Genomic DNA, 15273 nt, shown 5'->3' with positions numbered 1-15273 from the left:
GGCCGCCTTGCCGCCGCGGCGGGCAGGGGTTAGGTCAGCCGTCGATCGGTCCGTCCTTCGGAGGCAATGGTGCGCGCGGAAGTCCAGAACAATGTCGAGACCATCGAGAAGTCGGTCGCCCTTCTGAAGCGGCGCCTGGACTGGGAGACCGCGCCCCATCGGCGCGAGGAATTCGACGCGATGATCGAGGACCCGACCCTCTGGGACAACCCGGAGCGGGCGCAGAAGCTGATGCGCGACCGCCAGGCGCTGATGGACGCGATCGAGGGGATCGAGACGCTGGAACGCGAGACGCGCGACAATGTCGAGATGATCGAGCTGGGCGAGATGGAGGACGACGCCGAGGTCGTGGCCGAGGCCGAGGTCGCCATCGCGCGCCTGGTCGAGACCGCGGCCGAGAAGGAGCTGGAGGCATTGCTGGACGGCGAGGCCGACGGCAACGACACCTTCCTCGAGATCAATTCCGGCGCGGGCGGAACGGAGAGTTGCGACTGGGCCAACATGCTGGCGCGGATGTACACGCGCTGGGCCGAAAAACGCGGCTACGACGTGGATCTGCAATCCATGACCCCGGGCGAGGAGGCGGGCATCAAGTCCGCCGCCTACAAGATCAGCGGCAAGAACGCCTATGGCTGGTTGAAATCGGAATCGGGCGTCCACCGCCTCGTGCGGATCAGCCCCTATGACAGTTCGGCCCGGCGGCACACGTCCTTCTGTTCGGTCTGGGTCTATCCGGTCGTGGACGACGATATCGAGATCGAGGTCGCGCCGAACGACATCCGCATCGACACCTATCGGTCGTCGGGCGCGGGCGGCCAGCACGTGAACACCACCGACTCCGCCGTGCGGATCACCCACATTCCGACCGGCATCGTCGTGACGTCGTCCGAGAAGTCGCAGCACCAGAACCGCGATATCGCGATGAAGGCGCTGAAATCGCGCCTGTACCAGATGGAGCTGGACCGGCGGAACGCCGAGATCAACGCCGCCCATGAGGCGAAGGGCGATGCCGGCTGGGGCAACCAGATCCGGTCCTACGTCCTGCAACCCTATCAGATGGTCAAGGATCTGCGCACCGGCTACGAGACGTCGGACACGCAAGGGATCCTCGATGGTTCACTCGACGGGGTGATGGCCTCGGTTCTTGCATCGGACGCCTCGGGCAAGAGCCGGGCCGACGCCACGGGCGGCTAGCGCACGCCGTCCACCACGTTCGCCAGCAGGAACGCCGCCTGCCGTGCGCCGTCCTCCTCGGCAATGGCACGGCCCAGTTCGCCGGCTGCGGCGTAGTCGAACCGGTCGAGAAGGGCGCGCAGAGGGGCGATCGCCCTGTCCGCGGCGAAGCGCCGGACGGGCAGGGTGACGGCCACGCCGAGACGTTCCAGCCGCGCGGCATTGTCGGGCTGATCGCCCCCGACCGGCACGACCATCTGCGGCCGCGCGGCGCGCAGCGCCTCGGCACTCGTTCCGATGCCGCCATGGTGCAGGATCGCGGCCGCCTGCGGAAACAGGGGGGCGTGCGCGGCGTAGGGCAATGCCAGTATGTCGGGGCCGCTGGGGACCTCGGCCTTGCCGTGCAGCAGGACGGCGCGGACGCCCAGCGCCCTGGCCAGCTTGACGGCCTCGGGCCAGAACTCCGATCCACCGAGCGACTGCGCGATGCTGCCCAGGGTGATGATGAGCGGGGGCGGTCCGGCATCCAGCCACGACTGCGCTTCGGGCGTCAGCTCGCCCTCGGGCGCGGGCGGGAAGCCGACCGCGCGCCATTCGTCGCGTCGATCTGCGGGCAGGGGGGCGAAGCGCGGCGACCAGAGGCCCAGCCGCAACGGCACGCGCGCCCCGTGATCCAGCAGCGGCGTCCCCGGCTGCGGCAGCAGGTCCAACCCTGCGCGGACCCGCGACAACGGGCGTTTATGCGCAAGCCGGAGGATGCCGCGCGCGGCCCCCATCACGCCGCGGTTCCACAAGCGCGCGGCACCGGTTCGCGGCTGCGGCACCGACAGGCCGACGCCCCGGCCGCGCGGCGGATCGAGGGGCGAGAACATCAACATCGGCTGCAGGACGAGCGGTACGAATGGCAACCCCAGGCGTTCGGCGGCCAGGGGCGCGAAAAGGGCGAAGGATGTCGCCGCGACGCAGGCCGTGCCGCGGCAGACCTCCTCCATCTCGGGGACCAGCTCCGGCAGCATGGGAATGGCGACGTTGCGCAGAAGCGGGGTCGGGTCGCGCAGGACCGCGGCCGCGATCTCGTCCCGCGTCAGGCCCAGCCGGTCACAGATTTCGGCCTGCGACGGCCCGATCGGCGTCGCCAGCAGCCCCCAGCGGCGCGCCATGTCGCAATCCTCGGGCGACAGGGCCAGCCGGACCTCGATCCCCCGGTCGGTCAGCGCGCGGGCGATCGACAGGACCGGATAGAGATCGCCCAGCGATCCCAGCGTCGTCAGCACGATGGCACGCCGGGCCCGGTCGGGGATGCGTCCCTCCAGCCCCGGCAGACGCGAGACCCCGCTCCATTGCAGGGGCGGGGTCCGCTGATGTTCGTCCATGTTGTCGCGACTCAGCCCTTGGGGGCCTCCACGGGCTTGTGCACGGCACCGGATTTCGGTGCCCCGCCCAGCGGATCGTCCTGCCGCTGGACCGCGCCCTCGAAATGCGCGCCGGATTCGATGGCGATGGTCTTGTGGATGATGTCGCCCTCGACGCGCGCGGTCGACGTCAGCCGGACCTTCAGGCCGCGAACGCGACCGATGACGCGGCCGTTGACGACGATGTCGTCGGCGATCACCTCGCCCCGGACGACGGCGCCTTCGCCGACGGTCAGGAGGTGGGCCTGGATATTGCCCTCGACCTCGCCCTCGACCTGGATGTCGCCGGACGTCTTGATGTCGCCCTTGATGATCAGATCCGACGACAGCGACGACGCCGCGACCTTGGATTTCATCGCCGCCTGGCCCGCGCCCAACTCAAGGCTCGCCGGTTTGGTGGGCGGCTGCGAAGCGGGCGGCGTGCTGCCGCCCGTCGGTGCGGAAGGCTTGTCGGAGGTGTCGCCCCCGGGCTGATTGACTTTCGATTTAGAAAACATCCTGACCTGCGTTTATGAAGGTTACCGGGTTCAGGGCCTGACCGTTTCGCCTGACCTCATAGTGGAGATGCACGCCGGTCGACCGTCCGGTGGTCCCCATACCACCGATGTTCTCGCCGCGCGAGACCCTTTGCCCGACCCGGACATTGATCGAGCTGAGATGCGCGTAGCGCGTCTCGAAGCCCAGCGGGTGTCGGATCTTGACCAGTTTGCCATAGCCCGACTGCCAGCCGGCGTGGGTCACGGTGCCTTCGGCGGTGGCGAGGATCGGCGTGCCGCGGCTCGCCGCGAAATCCATGCCCGAATGCATCCGGCCCCAACGCGGCCCGAATCCCGATGTCCGCCGATGAGGCGCGTTCACGGGATGGGCGAGCGGCAGGCTCTCTGCGGCGAGCCGGTACATGTCCACGTCCTCGATCCGATCCAGCAGGCGGTTTGCCCGGGCGGTGTCGGTATCGGGCATCACGGGGCCGCCGCGCGTCGAGACGACGACCGGTTCCAGCGGACCACCCTGGCCGGTATAGCCGCTGCGCACGGTGCTGAGGATCGCGTCCGACGAGATGCCGGCGCGGTCGAACACCCGCTCCAGCGGGGCCATCGAGGTTTCCAGCGCCTCTTCCAGGCGGCTGAAGATGCGATCGTTGCGGTCGGCCACGACCTCGGCCATCGCCTCCATTCGCGAAATCTCGGCATCGGCGCCCATCGCCACCACGACGGCCTCGTCGCGGGCCAGGGCCGTGGCATCCAGAACCTCGGCCAGTGCCTCGGCGGTCGCGGCGGAATCGGCGGCGAGGCGCTCGGCCAGGGCCGCGGCTTCCGGGGCGTCCTCCAGCCTGGCTTCCAGCGTGTCAATCTGGTCGCGCGCCTCGTTGCGTTCGGCGACGGTGCGGCGAAGGGTGCGCTGGATGACCTCGATCCCGGTCTCCAGCTCGCGCACGCGCTGTTCGGACGCGAGCACGGTGCCCTGCATTTTCGAGACTTCGTCGAGCGCCGAATAGAACCGGTCCAGCGCCTGCTCGGCTTCGGCGGCGCGGATGTCGCGCTCCGACGACAGTGCGGCCAGCCGGGTCTCGTAGGCGATCTGCGCGCGGGCCGTCTGGTCGCGGGCGGACCCGGATGCGACCGTTCCGATCAGGAAGAACGACGTGACCACGACGGTCCAGCCGAGAACGAGCGCGCCGCCTAGAAGGACGCTCGCCTGCGTCAGGGGGCGCATGCGCACGAAACGCGTGCCTTCCTCGGATTTCAGAAACAGTCGCTGCTCCGGCAGGTGACGTTCCAGACGTGCGTTCAGTCTGTCCGACAGGCGTTGCTTCACGTCTGTCTCCCTATGTTGTGGCCGAACGTCTGTCCCACGTCGCGGTCCCGTTCCCCGTGGCCCTCTTGTCACGAAGGCTCAAGTTCCCGCGATTTCTATGGAACCGCCGGAAGAGAGGCAACCGCAGCCGCCCCCGAATCGGGCGTTCGCGGCAGATTCCCGCCGGGAAATCATCAGACCGAATCGGTCAGCGGCCAGTAGAAATCGGGCGGCAGGCCCGCATCCGCGCGCTTCTCCTCGTTGAAGGGTGGGCGCAGGGGGCCGTGGAAATACCGGCGGACCAGATCGTGGAACATGTCCTTGGGGTCATGATCATGTCGGCCGCAGAGGAAATGAAACCACTTCGACCCATAGGCGACATGCGCGACCTCCTCGGCATAGATCGTCTCGAGGGCCGAGACCGCGCCATCCTCGCCCGCGCGGCGGAACACGTCGATCATGCCCGGCGTCACGTCCAGCCCCCGCGCCTCCAGCACCATCGGCACGACGGCCAGCCGCGCCATCAGGTCGCCCTCCGTCTCCTCGGCGGCGCGCCACATGCCGGCATGGGCGGGCAGGGCGCCGTAATGGGACCCCGCCGCCTCCAGGCAATCGGCCATCAGACCGAAATGCTTGGCCTCGTCGTCGGCGGCCTGCGTCCAGTCGTCGTGGAAGCCCGGCGGCAGCCGAACATGGGCAAACCGCGCGATGATGTCCCAGTGCAGGTCGACGGCGTTCAACTCGATATGCGCGACGGCATGCAGCAACGCGATCCGCCCCGCGACCGTGCCGGGCTTGCGGCGCGGGACGTCGCGGGGCGGCAGCAGTTCCGGCGCATCGGGGCGCGACGGACGGGGCGGAGGCGACACCGCCCCGACCGGGATCGGCGCACCGCCCGCCCGCGCAGCGCGCCAGGCCGCCGCGTGCCGACGCGACAACGCGGCCTTGGCACGGGGGTCGGGGGTCGTCAGCACCTCGACGGCCATCGCGCTGAGCGTGGTCACCTGCGAACGGCCTCCAGCACGGCATCGACATGGCCGGGGACCTTCACCTTGCGCCAGACCTCGCGCACGATGCCCTCGCCGTCGATCAGGAAGGTCGCCCGCTCGATCCCCATATAGGTTTTGCCATACATGTTCTTCTCGACCCAGGTGCCGTAGTCCTCGCAGGTCGTGCCGTCCGCGTCGGAGGCCAACAGCACCTTCAGGTCATGCTTGGCGGCGAACTTGTCGTGCTTGGCCACCGGGTCCTTGGACACGCCGACGACGGTGGCGCCCGCCGCCTCGAAATCGTCCAGCGCCTCGGAGAAGGCGATGCCCTCCTTGGTGCAGCCGGGCGTGTCGTCCTTGGGGTAGAAATAGAGCACGACCTTGCGCCCCCGCAGGTTCGACAGGGCGACGCGGCCGTCCCCGGCGGTGGGCAGGTCGAAGTCGGGGGCCGGCGTTCCGGGTGTGATGTCCTGTGGCATGGCGATCTCCCAATGGCTGTGATGTCCGGTGGGACTTGGAACCCGGCCCGGGGCGGGTCAAGATGGACCCTCACCCCGAGGTTCGCGCCAACATGACCCAGACGCCCCCCGATCGGAAGCGCCGCGCGATCCGTGTCGTGCTGCTGGCGCTCGTGATCCTGGCGGGGCTTCTCGGTGGCACGGCCTGGCGGCTGACGCGGGCGCCGATCGCGTTGCCGGATTGGGCCGTCGCCCGGGCCGAGGCGCGGATATCCCGGTCGCTCGCGCCCCGTGCCCTCGATCTGGGCGAGGTGGCACTGGCCTATGACATGCAGGCGCACGCGCTGCGCTTTCGCCTACGCGACGCGGCCCTGGTGGAGCCGGACGGTGCGGCCACGGTCGCGGTGCCGGATGCGCATATGTCGCTCGATGCGGGGGCGTTGGTGCGTGGGAAGCTGCGGCCCCGGCGGATCTCGGTCGAGGGGCTGGCGATCGACGTGACGCGCGATGCCGACGGCCGATTCTCCCTGGCCTTCGGTTCGGGCGGCGGGGCGCTGCCGGGCACCTGGGCCGAAGCGCTGGAGACACTCGACGCCGCCCTCGCCACCCCGGCCATCGCCGAGCTGTCGGAGGTCGTGGTCGACGGCGTCGTGATCCGGTTCCGCGACGCGGTGACGGGCCTGTCGCAAACCGTGCAGGACGGGCAACTCGCCTGGCGACGTGAAGGGGACGTCGTGCGCCTGTCGCTGACTTCGGGCCTCCGGCTGGGCGGCCAAGTCGCGCGGGGGGCGGTCACGTTGACGCGGCGACTGAACGCGGCCGGATCGGGGCAGGGGGCCGACGCGCGCGTCGTCGTGACCGACCTGTCGCTGCCGGGCCTGTCCGCGGCACTGCCGGCCGTGCCCGCGCTGACGCTGGTGCGGGGCGACGTGTCAGCCAGCGCCACGATGAGCGTGGCCCCGGACGGCACGCCCGGACCACTGCGCGGGCGGGTGGAGGGCCGGGGTCTGGTGGCGACCGACCGGCCGCGCATGACGCTGGACCGGGCGGTGCTGGCCTTCGACTGGCTTCCGGGATCGGGCCGCATCGGCCTGGGCGAGATCGCGGCCTCCTCCGACGAGGTGTCCCTGCGCGCCGAGGGTCAGATCCTGCTGGAGGACGGGCTGACCGGCCCGGTTCAGGCGCAGTTGCGCCTCGGGCCCACGACCCTCGACCCCGAGGGTGTATTCGATCGCCGCGTGGCGTTCGAGCAGGGCGTATTCGAGGCGCGCCTGACCCAGCGCCCGCTGGCCCTGAACGTTGGACAGGCGATGCTCGCCGGGCCTTCGGGCACGGCGCGCGCCTCGGGGCGGCTGGCCTTCGTGCCCGAAGGCGTGGATGGGTCGCTGACGCTGACCGTGCCCGAGATGAGCGTGGCCGACCTGACCGCCCTCTGGCCGCCGGAGTTGCTGGCGCAGTCGCGCGGGTGGTTCACCAACAATCTGCTCGGGGGGCGGGCGCTGAACGCGACGGGACTGATCCGGCTGCGTCCCGGCACGCCGCCCGAAGCGGCGGCCAGCTTCGACTTCACCGGCGGATCGTTCCGCTACATGCGTTTCATGCCGCCCGCCCGGGACGTCACCGGCGCGGCGCAGCTCAGTGGAGCGCGGCTGGTGCTGCGCGTGGATGAGGGCACTGTCCCGGCGATCGGGCCGGACGGGGCCCCCGATGCGGCGGAGGCACCGGGCCTTGTCGACATCGCGGGCACGACGTTCACCATCCCCGACACGGCCGCGCGTCCCGCCACCGGCGAGATCGACCTGCATGCCCGGGGGCGGATCGGCGAGATCCTGACACTGCTGGACAATCGACCCTTTCGCCTTCTGGAGCGGCTGAACAAGACCCGCGACCTGGCGACCGGTCGGGCCGAAGCGCGGGTGACCGCGAACCTGCCCTTGCGCCGGGGAAACGCGCCGGCCGACATTGTCTATGACGTCGCGGCGACGCTGCGCGACGTGGAAAGCCGCCGGTTGATCCCCGGTCGCGTGCTGGCCGCGCCGCGCCTTTCGCTTTCGGTCGATGCCACCGCGGTGCAGATCGCGGGCGATGCCACGCTCGAAGGCGTTCCGTTCAGCGGACGCTGGCGGCAGCCCTTGCCGCCCCCCTCGACCGAGGCGATCGATCCCGACGCCCCGCCCGCCCCGCCCGTGCCCTTGCCCACGCCGGGTCGCGTCGAGGGAACCGCCCGCGTCGGGCCCGATGGACTGCGCCGCCTGGGGTTGGCGCTGGAGGCCCTGACCCTGGCCGGAGAGACCACGGCAAAGGTCGAGATCGTCCTGCCGCCCGGGCGCCCGCCCCGCCTGTCGGTCGAAAGCGACCTGCGCGGCATGGCCGTCGGCCTTCCGGCCATCAGCTGGACCAAGCCCCGCGACCGCAGCGCCACCTTCGCCGTCGCGGCGACACTGGGCGATGTCCCCGACGTGACCGCCATCCGCCTGGACGCTCCCGGTCTGACGGCGGCGGGGCGGATCGCGCTGCGGGCGGGCGGGATCCTCGACGCGGCCCGCTTCGATCGGGTCGATACCGGCTGGTTCCGCGGACCGCTGACGCTGACGGGGCGCGGGCGTGGCGCGGCCCCGGCGATCACCATCGGCGGGGGGCAGGCGGACCTGCGCCGTGCACTCCTTAGCAGCGGCGGTGGCGACGGCGGCGAGGGCAGCCCGCTGAACATCGCGCTGGCGCGGTTGACCATCTCGGAGGGCATCGCGCTGACCGACCTGCGTGCCCGCCTGCGCAACGGAGCCGGGGATTTCACCGCCCGCCTGAACGGCGGCGCCCCGATCGAGGGGGTCGTGGTGCCCGACGGCCGCGGATCCGCCGTGCAGGTGCGCGGCGCGGATGCCGGCGGGGTGCTGCGCTCGGCCGGCCTTTTCCGGGACGCGCGGGGCGGGTCGATCACGCTGACGCTGCGCCCGACCGACCGAACGGGCAATTACGCCGGCGCCGTACGCATGGGCGACGTCCGCGTTCGCAACGCGCCGGCGCTCGCCTCGCTGCTGCAGGCGCTGTCCGTCGTGGGCATCCTGGAGCAACTGACGGGCGAGGGGCTGTTCTTCACCAGCGTCGAGACCGACTTCACCTTGCGGCCGAACGATATCGTCATCCGCCGGGCCAGCGCGGTCGGGCCCAGCATGTCGATCACGGCCGATGGCACCTACGACCTGACGCGCAAGCGGATGGACCTGCAGGGTGTCATCTCGCCCATCTACCTGGTGAACGGGCTGTTCGGGGCACTCTTCGCGCGGCGCGACGAGGGGCTGTTCGGCTTCACCTACCGCCTGACGGGATCGGCGGCAGACCCGTCGGTGGCGGTCAACCCGCTCTCGATCCTGACGCCCGGCATCTTTCGCGAGATCTTCCGCAGGCCGCCGCCTTCCTGAGCGGCCACCGGCCTGCTAGTCGGCGCGCATGAAGCTGAGCGATTTCGATTTCGAACTGCCCGACGACCTGATCGCCACGCGCCCCGCGCGTCCGCGGTCCTCGGCGCGCCTTCTGGTAGCCGAGGGCGACCGGCTGACCGATGCGGCGGTGACGGACCTGACGCGTTGGCTGCGTCCGGGCGACCGGCTGGTGCTGAACGACACCAAGGTCATCCCGGCACGACTGGACGGCATCCGCCATCGCGACACCTCCGACGGGTCCGGGCGCGCGAAGGTGGAGTTCACGCTGACCGAAGCCCTGCCGGATGGTCGCTGGCGCGCGCTGGGCAAGCCGCTGCGGAAGATGCGGACGGGCGACCGGGTCACCTTCGCAGCCGGGCTGACCGCGACCGTATCCGAGAAGGCGGAGACCGATGTCGTGCTCGAGTTCAATAGCGGCGACAGGGACTTGCAGGGCGTTCTTCATGCGGCCGGCAAGATGCCCTTGCCGCCCTACATCGCCGCCAAGCGCGCGCCCGACGCCGCCGATATGGACGACTATCAGGCGATCTGGGCGCGTCATGCCGGGGCCGTTGCCGCACCCACGGCCAGCCTCCATTTCGATGCGCCCCTGCTGGCGGCCCTGCGCGACCATGACGTCGCGTTCACCGAAGTCACCCTTCATGTCGGCGCCGGCACATTCCTGCCCGTCAAGGTCGACGACGTGGCCACCCACCGGATGCATGCCGAATGGGGTGAGGTCACGCCCGAAGCCGCCGCGGCGATCGCGCAGACCCGGGCCGAGGGCGGGCGTGTCATCCCCGTTGGCACGACCGCGCTTCGCCTGATCGAGAGCGCGGCCGCCGGCGGCACGATCGCGCCGTTTCGGGGCGAGACCGATATCTTCATCTATCCGGGCTACGACTTTTGCGTGACGGATGGGCTGATCACCAATTTCCATCTCCCGCGCTCGACCCTCTTGATGCTGGTCTCGGCGCTGATGGGGCGGCAGCGGATGCTGGCGGCCTACGCCCACGCGGTCGCGGAACGTTATCGCTTCTTCAGCTACGGGGACGCGTCGCTGTTGTTGCCGGGGGCGTAGGCGCGCGGTCAATCGGCAATGACACGGGTCGTTCCGCTGACGAGCACGGGCGCGCCGGGCTGACCGGTGACACGCACCCGGATCCGCGACGGGGCACCCATGTCGTCGCCCTGCCGGATCAGCAATTCGCCGCCATCGGCCAAGCCCGGCCAGTCCAGATCGACCAGCATGCCGCCCAGCGCAGCCGCGGCGGCGCCGGTGGCCGGGTCTTCGACGACCCCGCCGATGGCGAAAGCATTTCGGGCGTCGAAGCTGTTCCCGTCCCGGGCGTGCAGCAGCGAGATGGTGGTCAAGCCCGCATCTCGCATCAGGGCGGTACCCGCATCGAAATCGTAGTCCATGCGCGCGAGGCGGTCGCGATCGCGCAGGAGCAGCACCGCGTGATCCACGCCGGCATGGGCCCGGGTTTCCGGCAGGCGGGGATCCAGATCGCCCTCCGCCAGGTCGAACAGGTTCAGCACCTTGGACCGCAGTTCAGCCGCCAGCGGCGCCGACCGGGTGGCCGGAGAGGTCAGCGTCGCGGACCAGATGTCGTCGTCCTGCGCCGCCTCGACCGAGATCGCGTCGTCGCGCAGGGACAGGGCGAACCGTCCCGCGCCGCACCTTTGTCCCAGCACGCTGCCGAGGGCGATGGTGGCGTGGCCGCAGAACGCCACCTCGCCGTCGGGCGCGAAGTAGCGCACCCGCCAGCCGTCCCCGTCGGGCATGGCGAAGGCAGATTCGGAATAACCGACGGCACGGGCGATATTCTGCATGGTTGCGCGATCGGGCAAGGTGTCGGCGATCACGACGCCGGCGGGGTTGCCCCCGCGCGGGCCATCGGTGAACGCGGCGATGCGGATCGGATCGGTCATTAAAGGCTCCATCACTCGGGGACGATGCCTTCCTGCGCCCGCGACGCCGAACAGGCAAACGACGTTCCATCATGCTGCCGATCACGGGGTGCGATCACTGTCCGGCGTGGTGCCGCCTTTGGGCATCGGGACGACGTTTTCGCCATGGACGTGTCGCATCGCGAGGCATAGGGGCGGATCGAAGCCACCCCGACCGCGAGCCCCCCATGCTGATCGTCATCCGCAATTCCTGGCCGCTCCTGATCGGCATCACGCTCCTGATGATCGGCAACGGGATGCAGGGCACCCTGCTGGGCGTCCGCGCGGAGCTGGAGGGGTTCTCCACCTCGGCCACGTCGATCGTGATGTCCGCCTATTTTGCCGGTTTCCTCCTGGGCTCCCAACTTGTCCCCGGGATGATCCGGCGGGTCGGCCATGTTCGCGTTTTCGCGGCCCTCGGTTCGTTGGCCAGCGCCGGCCTGATCCTCTACCCGGCGCTGGCGCACCCGCTGCCTTGGGTCGGGCTGCGGCTGTTGCTGGGGTTCTGCTTTTGCGGCGTGTACATCGTCTCGGAAAGCTGGCTGAACAACACCACCACGAACGAGGTCCGGGGTCGCGCCCTGTCGCTTTACGTGATCGCGCAGATGGTGGGCATCGTCGCCGCGCAGGCGATCTTCACGCTGGGCGATCCGGGCGACTACATCCTGTTCGTCACCGTCTCGGTCCTCGTGTCGCTGGCCTTCGCGCCGATCCTTCTTTCGGCCACGCCCGTGCCCCCGTTCGAGACGACCAAGCCCATGTCGTTCCGCGAATTGTATCACGTGTCGCCCCTGGGCTTCGTCGGGGTCTTCCTGCTGGGTGCCGCGTTCTCGGCCATCTTCGGCATGGCAGGCGTCTTCGGGGCGCAGGCGGGCCTTTCGGGCAACCAGATCGCGTTGTTCGTGTCGGCGATGTACACGGGCGGCATGATCCTGCAGTACCCGGTGGGCTGGGCATCCGACCGGCTGGACCGGCGTCAGATGGTGGTCGCGGGCGCGATCGTGGGCACGCTGTCCTGTGTGCTGGGCGCATCGGGCGCCGGGGGTTTTACCGGGTTGCTGGTCGCGGCGTTCCTGGTCGGGGGCATGGCCAACCCGCTCTATGCGCTGCTGCTGGCCTATACCAACGACTATCTGAACTACGAGGACATGGCCTCGGCCTCGGCGCGGCTGTTGTTCCTCAACGGGCTCGGCGCGGTCGGCGGGCCCGTCCTGACGGGTTGGCTGATGGCGACCTTCGGGCCGAGCGGGTTCTTCCTGTTCATCGGTGCGCTGATGCTGGCGCTGGCGGTCTATGCGATCTGGCGGATGTGGCGTCGCGCGGCCGTCATACCGGACGACACCGGCAGCTATGTCGCGATGTCGCCGATGGCGACGACGCCGGTCACGATCGCGGGTGTCGTCGACGAATGGGAGGAGGAGGCGCAGGCGAACGAGGCGCAATGAAACCGCGCCCCGTCGGCGGCGTTGATCCGCAGGAGGACCCTATGACCCACGATCCCGACGACGTTCTTCGATTCTGGCTGGAGGATTGCGGCCCGGAGGACTGGTACCGGCAGGACGACGCGCTGGATGCGCGCATCCGCGACCGGTTCGAAGTGACTTGGCAGGCGGCCCGCCGTGGCGGGATCGACACCTGGTTCAAGAATGCGCGCGGCAGCCTGGCCTTCCTGATCCTGACCGACCAGTTCCCCCGCAACATGTTCCGCGGCACGCCGGACGCCTTCGCCACCGATGAACTGGCCCGCCGCATCGCCACGCGCGCCGTCGACCGCAAGTTCGACCTGCAGATCGAGGAGCCCGGGCGGCAGTTCTTCTATCTGCCGTTCGAGCATTCGGAATGCCTGGCCGACCAGGAGCGGGCCGTTCGGCTGATCTGCTCGCGCATGGACGCGCCCGAGACCCTGCTGCACGCCCGGGCCCATCGCCAGGTGATCCGGACCTTCGGCCGCTTTCCGTTCCGCAACGAAGCGCTGGGCCGGACCAGTTCCGAACGCGAGGCGGCGTTCCTCGCGGATGGCGGCTATGGCGCGGTGGTGCGGGAGCTGCAGGCCGGGAACCAGGGATCGGCGGACACCGTATCGGCCAAGGAGGATTTGTCATGACGCGGAGCTACCTTACCCATTCGCCCGTTGCCTGGGGCGCGCTGGTGGCCATCGTCTTGGGCTTCGCGCTCAAGTTCGTCGTGATGGCGACGGGTCTTCCGGTCTGGCTGGTGCCCGTCGGCTATTTCGTCGCCCTGGCCGGTGCTGCGGTCCTGTTCGTCGGGTGGGTCCGCTGGAAGGCCGCGCATCCCGACGTGCCGCGAAACTGAACGCGAAAAATGGGACGGCCTAGCCTGGGCGTTCATGTTCTTGGCTTCCTCGGCATCCGGGCGACGCGGTTCGGCTGTTTCGCGGGCGCGACGACCGCCTGAACGCAGCCATGCGGGGCGGGAAGGGCGGCCAACCGCCGCGCGCCCTTTCCACGGCTGGCCCGGTCGATTAGCTAGGTTCCAAGAGATTTTCGGTGGAGGACCCCATGGCCCAGCAATTCGACATGATCGTGATCGGCGCCGGTCCCGGCGGCTATGTTGCCGCGATCCGCGGAACGCAGCTCGGCCTGAAGGTCGCATGCATCGAGCGCGAGCATCTGGGCGGCATCTGTCTCAACTGGGGCTGCATCCCGACCAAGGCGATGCTGCGCTCCTCCGAAGTGTTCCACCTGATGCACCGCGCCAAGGAGTTCGGGCTGAAGGCGGACGGAATCGATTACGACCTGGACGCGGTGGTCAAGCGGTCGCGCGGGGTGGCCAAGCAGCTGTCGGGCGGAATCGGGCACTTGTTCAAGAAGAACAAGGTCACGACGATCATGGGCGAGGCCAAACTCGCCGGAAAGGGTAAGGTCTCCGTCAAGACCGACAAGGGCACCGAGGAGCTGACGGCGCCCGCAATCGTCGTCGCGACCGGCGCACGCGCGCGGAACCTGCCGGGGCTGGAGGCAGATGGCGAGCGGGTCTGGAACTACAAGCACGCGCTGCAGCCGCCGCACATGCCCAAGAAGCTGCTGGTGATCGGGTCCGGCGCGATCGGCATCGAGTTCGCCAGCTTCTACAACACGCTGGGCGCCGAGACGACGGTGGTGGAGGTGATGGACCGCATCCTGCCGGTGGAGGACGAGGAAATCTCGAAATTCGCCAAGAAGCAATTCGAGAAGCAGAAGATGAAAATCCTGCAGAAGGCCATCGTCAAGTCGCTGGACCGCCAGTCGGACAAGGTGATCGCCACCATCGAGTCGAACGGCAAGGCCGAGGAGCACGAGTTCGACACCGTCATCAGCGCCGTCGGCATCGTCGGCAATGTCGAGGGTCTGGGCCTGGAGGAGGCCGGGGTGAAGGTCGAGAAGTCGCACGTGGTGACCGACGAATATTGCCGCACCGGGGTCGAGGGTGTCTATGCCATCGGCGACATCGCGGGCGCGCCCTGGCTGGCGCACAAGGCCAGCCACGAAGGCGTCATGGTGGCCGAACTGATCGCGGGCAAGAACGACGTCCACCCCGTGCGCCCCGAGAGCATCGCCGGCTGCACCTACTGCCACCCGCAGGTCGCCAGCGTCGGCCTGACCGAGGCGAAGGCGAAGGAAGCGGGGCACGACATCAAGGTCGGGCACTTCCCCTTCATCGGCAACGGCAAGGCCATCGCCCTGGGCGAGCCCGAGGGGATGGTGAAGACGATCTTCGACAAGAAGTCCGGCGAGTTGCTGGGTGCCCACATGATCGGCGCCGAGGTGACGGAGCTGATCCAGGGCTACGTCGTGGGACGACAGTTGGAGACAACCGAGGAGGACCTCGCGCACACGGTCTTCCCGCATCCGACGCTGAGCGAGATGATGCACGAGAGCGTGCTGGATGCGGATGGGCGCGCGATCCATTTCTGAGGGTGGTCGGTCGGTCCGGGAGCGCTCTACGCTAATGTCGAATGACACGCATCCCGGATGCGGGACAACGGCCATTCTGTTTCTTGTCAGTTGGTCAGGTCAGCCAATCTTGACCGGGCGACCAGAAATTTCCGACCCAAACCGGACCTTCGCGGCGCGTG

13 protein-coding genes are annotated in these 15273 nt (G+C 69.3%); 7 read left to right on the top strand and 6 right to left on the bottom strand.

What is annotated here, in order from left to right:
• Positions 1 to 69 precede the first annotated feature (69 nt).
• The gene (gene prfB, locus MWU52_RS05890) at positions 70 to 1194 is read left to right on the top strand and encodes a peptide chain release factor 2 (protein ID WP_246950266.1); all 1125 of its coding nucleotides are present in this window, start codon (positions 70 to 72) and stop codon (positions 1192 to 1194) included.
• Here prfB and MWU52_RS05885 read toward each other — a convergent pair.
• The 5 genes from MWU52_RS05885 to MWU52_RS05865 all read right to left on the bottom strand — a co-directional run bounded on the left by MWU52_RS05885 (position 1191) and on the right by MWU52_RS05865 (position 5847).
• Positions 1191 to 2546, bottom strand: a complete 1356-nt coding sequence (locus MWU52_RS05885; protein WP_246950265.1) for a glycosyltransferase — start codon at positions 2544 to 2546, stop codon at positions 1191 to 1193. The genes prfB and MWU52_RS05885 overlap by 4 nt on opposite strands.
• An 11-nt stretch (positions 2547 to 2557) precedes the next feature.
• Complete coding sequence (locus tag MWU52_RS05880; protein WP_246950264.1) at positions 2558 to 3082, bottom strand: polymer-forming cytoskeletal protein; 525 nt, start codon at positions 3080 to 3082, stop codon at positions 2558 to 2560.
• On the bottom strand, positions 3072 to 4400 hold the full coding sequence (locus MWU52_RS05875) for a M23 family metallopeptidase (protein WP_246950263.1): 1329 nt from the start codon (positions 4398 to 4400) through the stop codon (positions 3072 to 3074). Before MWU52_RS05875 ends, MWU52_RS05880 begins: the two co-directional genes overlap by 11 nt.
• A gap of 173 nt (positions 4401 to 4573) precedes the next feature.
• Positions 4574 to 5365, bottom strand: coding sequence for a ferritin-like domain-containing protein (locus MWU52_RS05870; RefSeq protein WP_246952773.1), 792 nt, complete (start codon positions 5363 to 5365; stop codon positions 4574 to 4576).
• 14 nt (positions 5366 to 5379) lie between these two features.
• The gene (locus MWU52_RS05865) at positions 5380 to 5847 is read right to left on the bottom strand and encodes a peroxiredoxin (protein WP_246950262.1); all 468 of its coding nucleotides are present in this window, start codon (positions 5845 to 5847) and stop codon (positions 5380 to 5382) included.
• A 62-nt stretch (positions 5848 to 5909) separates the two neighbouring features.
• On the opposite strand from MWU52_RS05865, the gene MWU52_RS05860 reads away from it, so the two are divergent.
• Positions 5910 to 9245, top strand: a complete 3336-nt coding sequence (locus MWU52_RS05860) for an AsmA-like C-terminal region-containing protein (protein WP_246950260.1) — start codon at positions 5910 to 5912, stop codon at positions 9243 to 9245.
• 28 nt (positions 9246 to 9273) lie between these two features.
• Positions 9274 to 10326 carry a tRNA preQ1(34) S-adenosylmethionine ribosyltransferase-isomerase QueA gene (gene queA, locus MWU52_RS05855; protein WP_246950258.1) on the top strand — a complete coding sequence of 351 codons (1053 nt, stop codon included), beginning with the start codon at positions 9274 to 9276 and terminating at the stop codon, positions 10324 to 10326.
• 8 nt (positions 10327 to 10334) lie between these two features.
• Here queA and MWU52_RS05850 read toward each other — a convergent pair whose 3' ends face one another.
• Positions 10335 to 11180, bottom strand: a complete 846-nt coding sequence (locus tag MWU52_RS05850; protein ID WP_246950256.1) for a PhzF family phenazine biosynthesis protein — start codon at positions 11178 to 11180, stop codon at positions 10335 to 10337.
• Between the two features lie 206 nt (positions 11181 to 11386).
• Between MWU52_RS05850 and MWU52_RS05845 the strand changes: the two genes are divergently transcribed.
• The 4 genes from MWU52_RS05845 (at position 11387) to lpdA (ending at position 15112) form a co-directional block, all read left to right on the top strand.
• Positions 11387 to 12643 carry an MFS transporter gene (locus MWU52_RS05845; RefSeq protein WP_246950254.1) on the top strand — a complete coding sequence of 419 codons (1257 nt, stop codon included), beginning with the start codon at positions 11387 to 11389 and terminating at the stop codon, positions 12641 to 12643.
• Positions 12644 to 12684: 41 nt separating this feature from the next.
• A complete protein-coding gene (locus MWU52_RS05840) occupies positions 12685 to 13302 on the top strand; it encodes a DUF924 family protein (protein WP_246950253.1) in 618 nt (205 codons plus the stop codon).
• Positions 13299 to 13511: a hypothetical protein gene (locus tag MWU52_RS05835; RefSeq protein WP_246950252.1), complete on the top strand. Its 213-nt coding sequence runs from the start codon at positions 13299 to 13301 to the stop codon at positions 13509 to 13511. Before MWU52_RS05840 ends, MWU52_RS05835 begins: the two co-directional genes overlap by 4 nt.
• A 206-nt stretch (positions 13512 to 13717) precedes the next feature.
• On the top strand, positions 13718 to 15112 hold the full coding sequence (lpdA, locus tag MWU52_RS05830) for a dihydrolipoyl dehydrogenase (RefSeq protein WP_246950251.1): 1395 nt from the start codon (positions 13718 to 13720) through the stop codon (positions 15110 to 15112).
• The last annotated feature ends 161 nt before the right edge of the window (positions 15113 to 15273 follow it).

The sequence above is a fragment of the Jannaschia sp. S6380 genome (genome assembly GCF_023015695.1).
In the GTDB taxonomy this organism is placed as follows: Bacteria; Pseudomonadota; Alphaproteobacteria; order Rhodobacterales; family Rhodobacteraceae; genus Jannaschia.
Note: the sequence above shows the minus strand (reverse complement) of the source record. Positions and strands in the feature narration are given on the sequence as shown.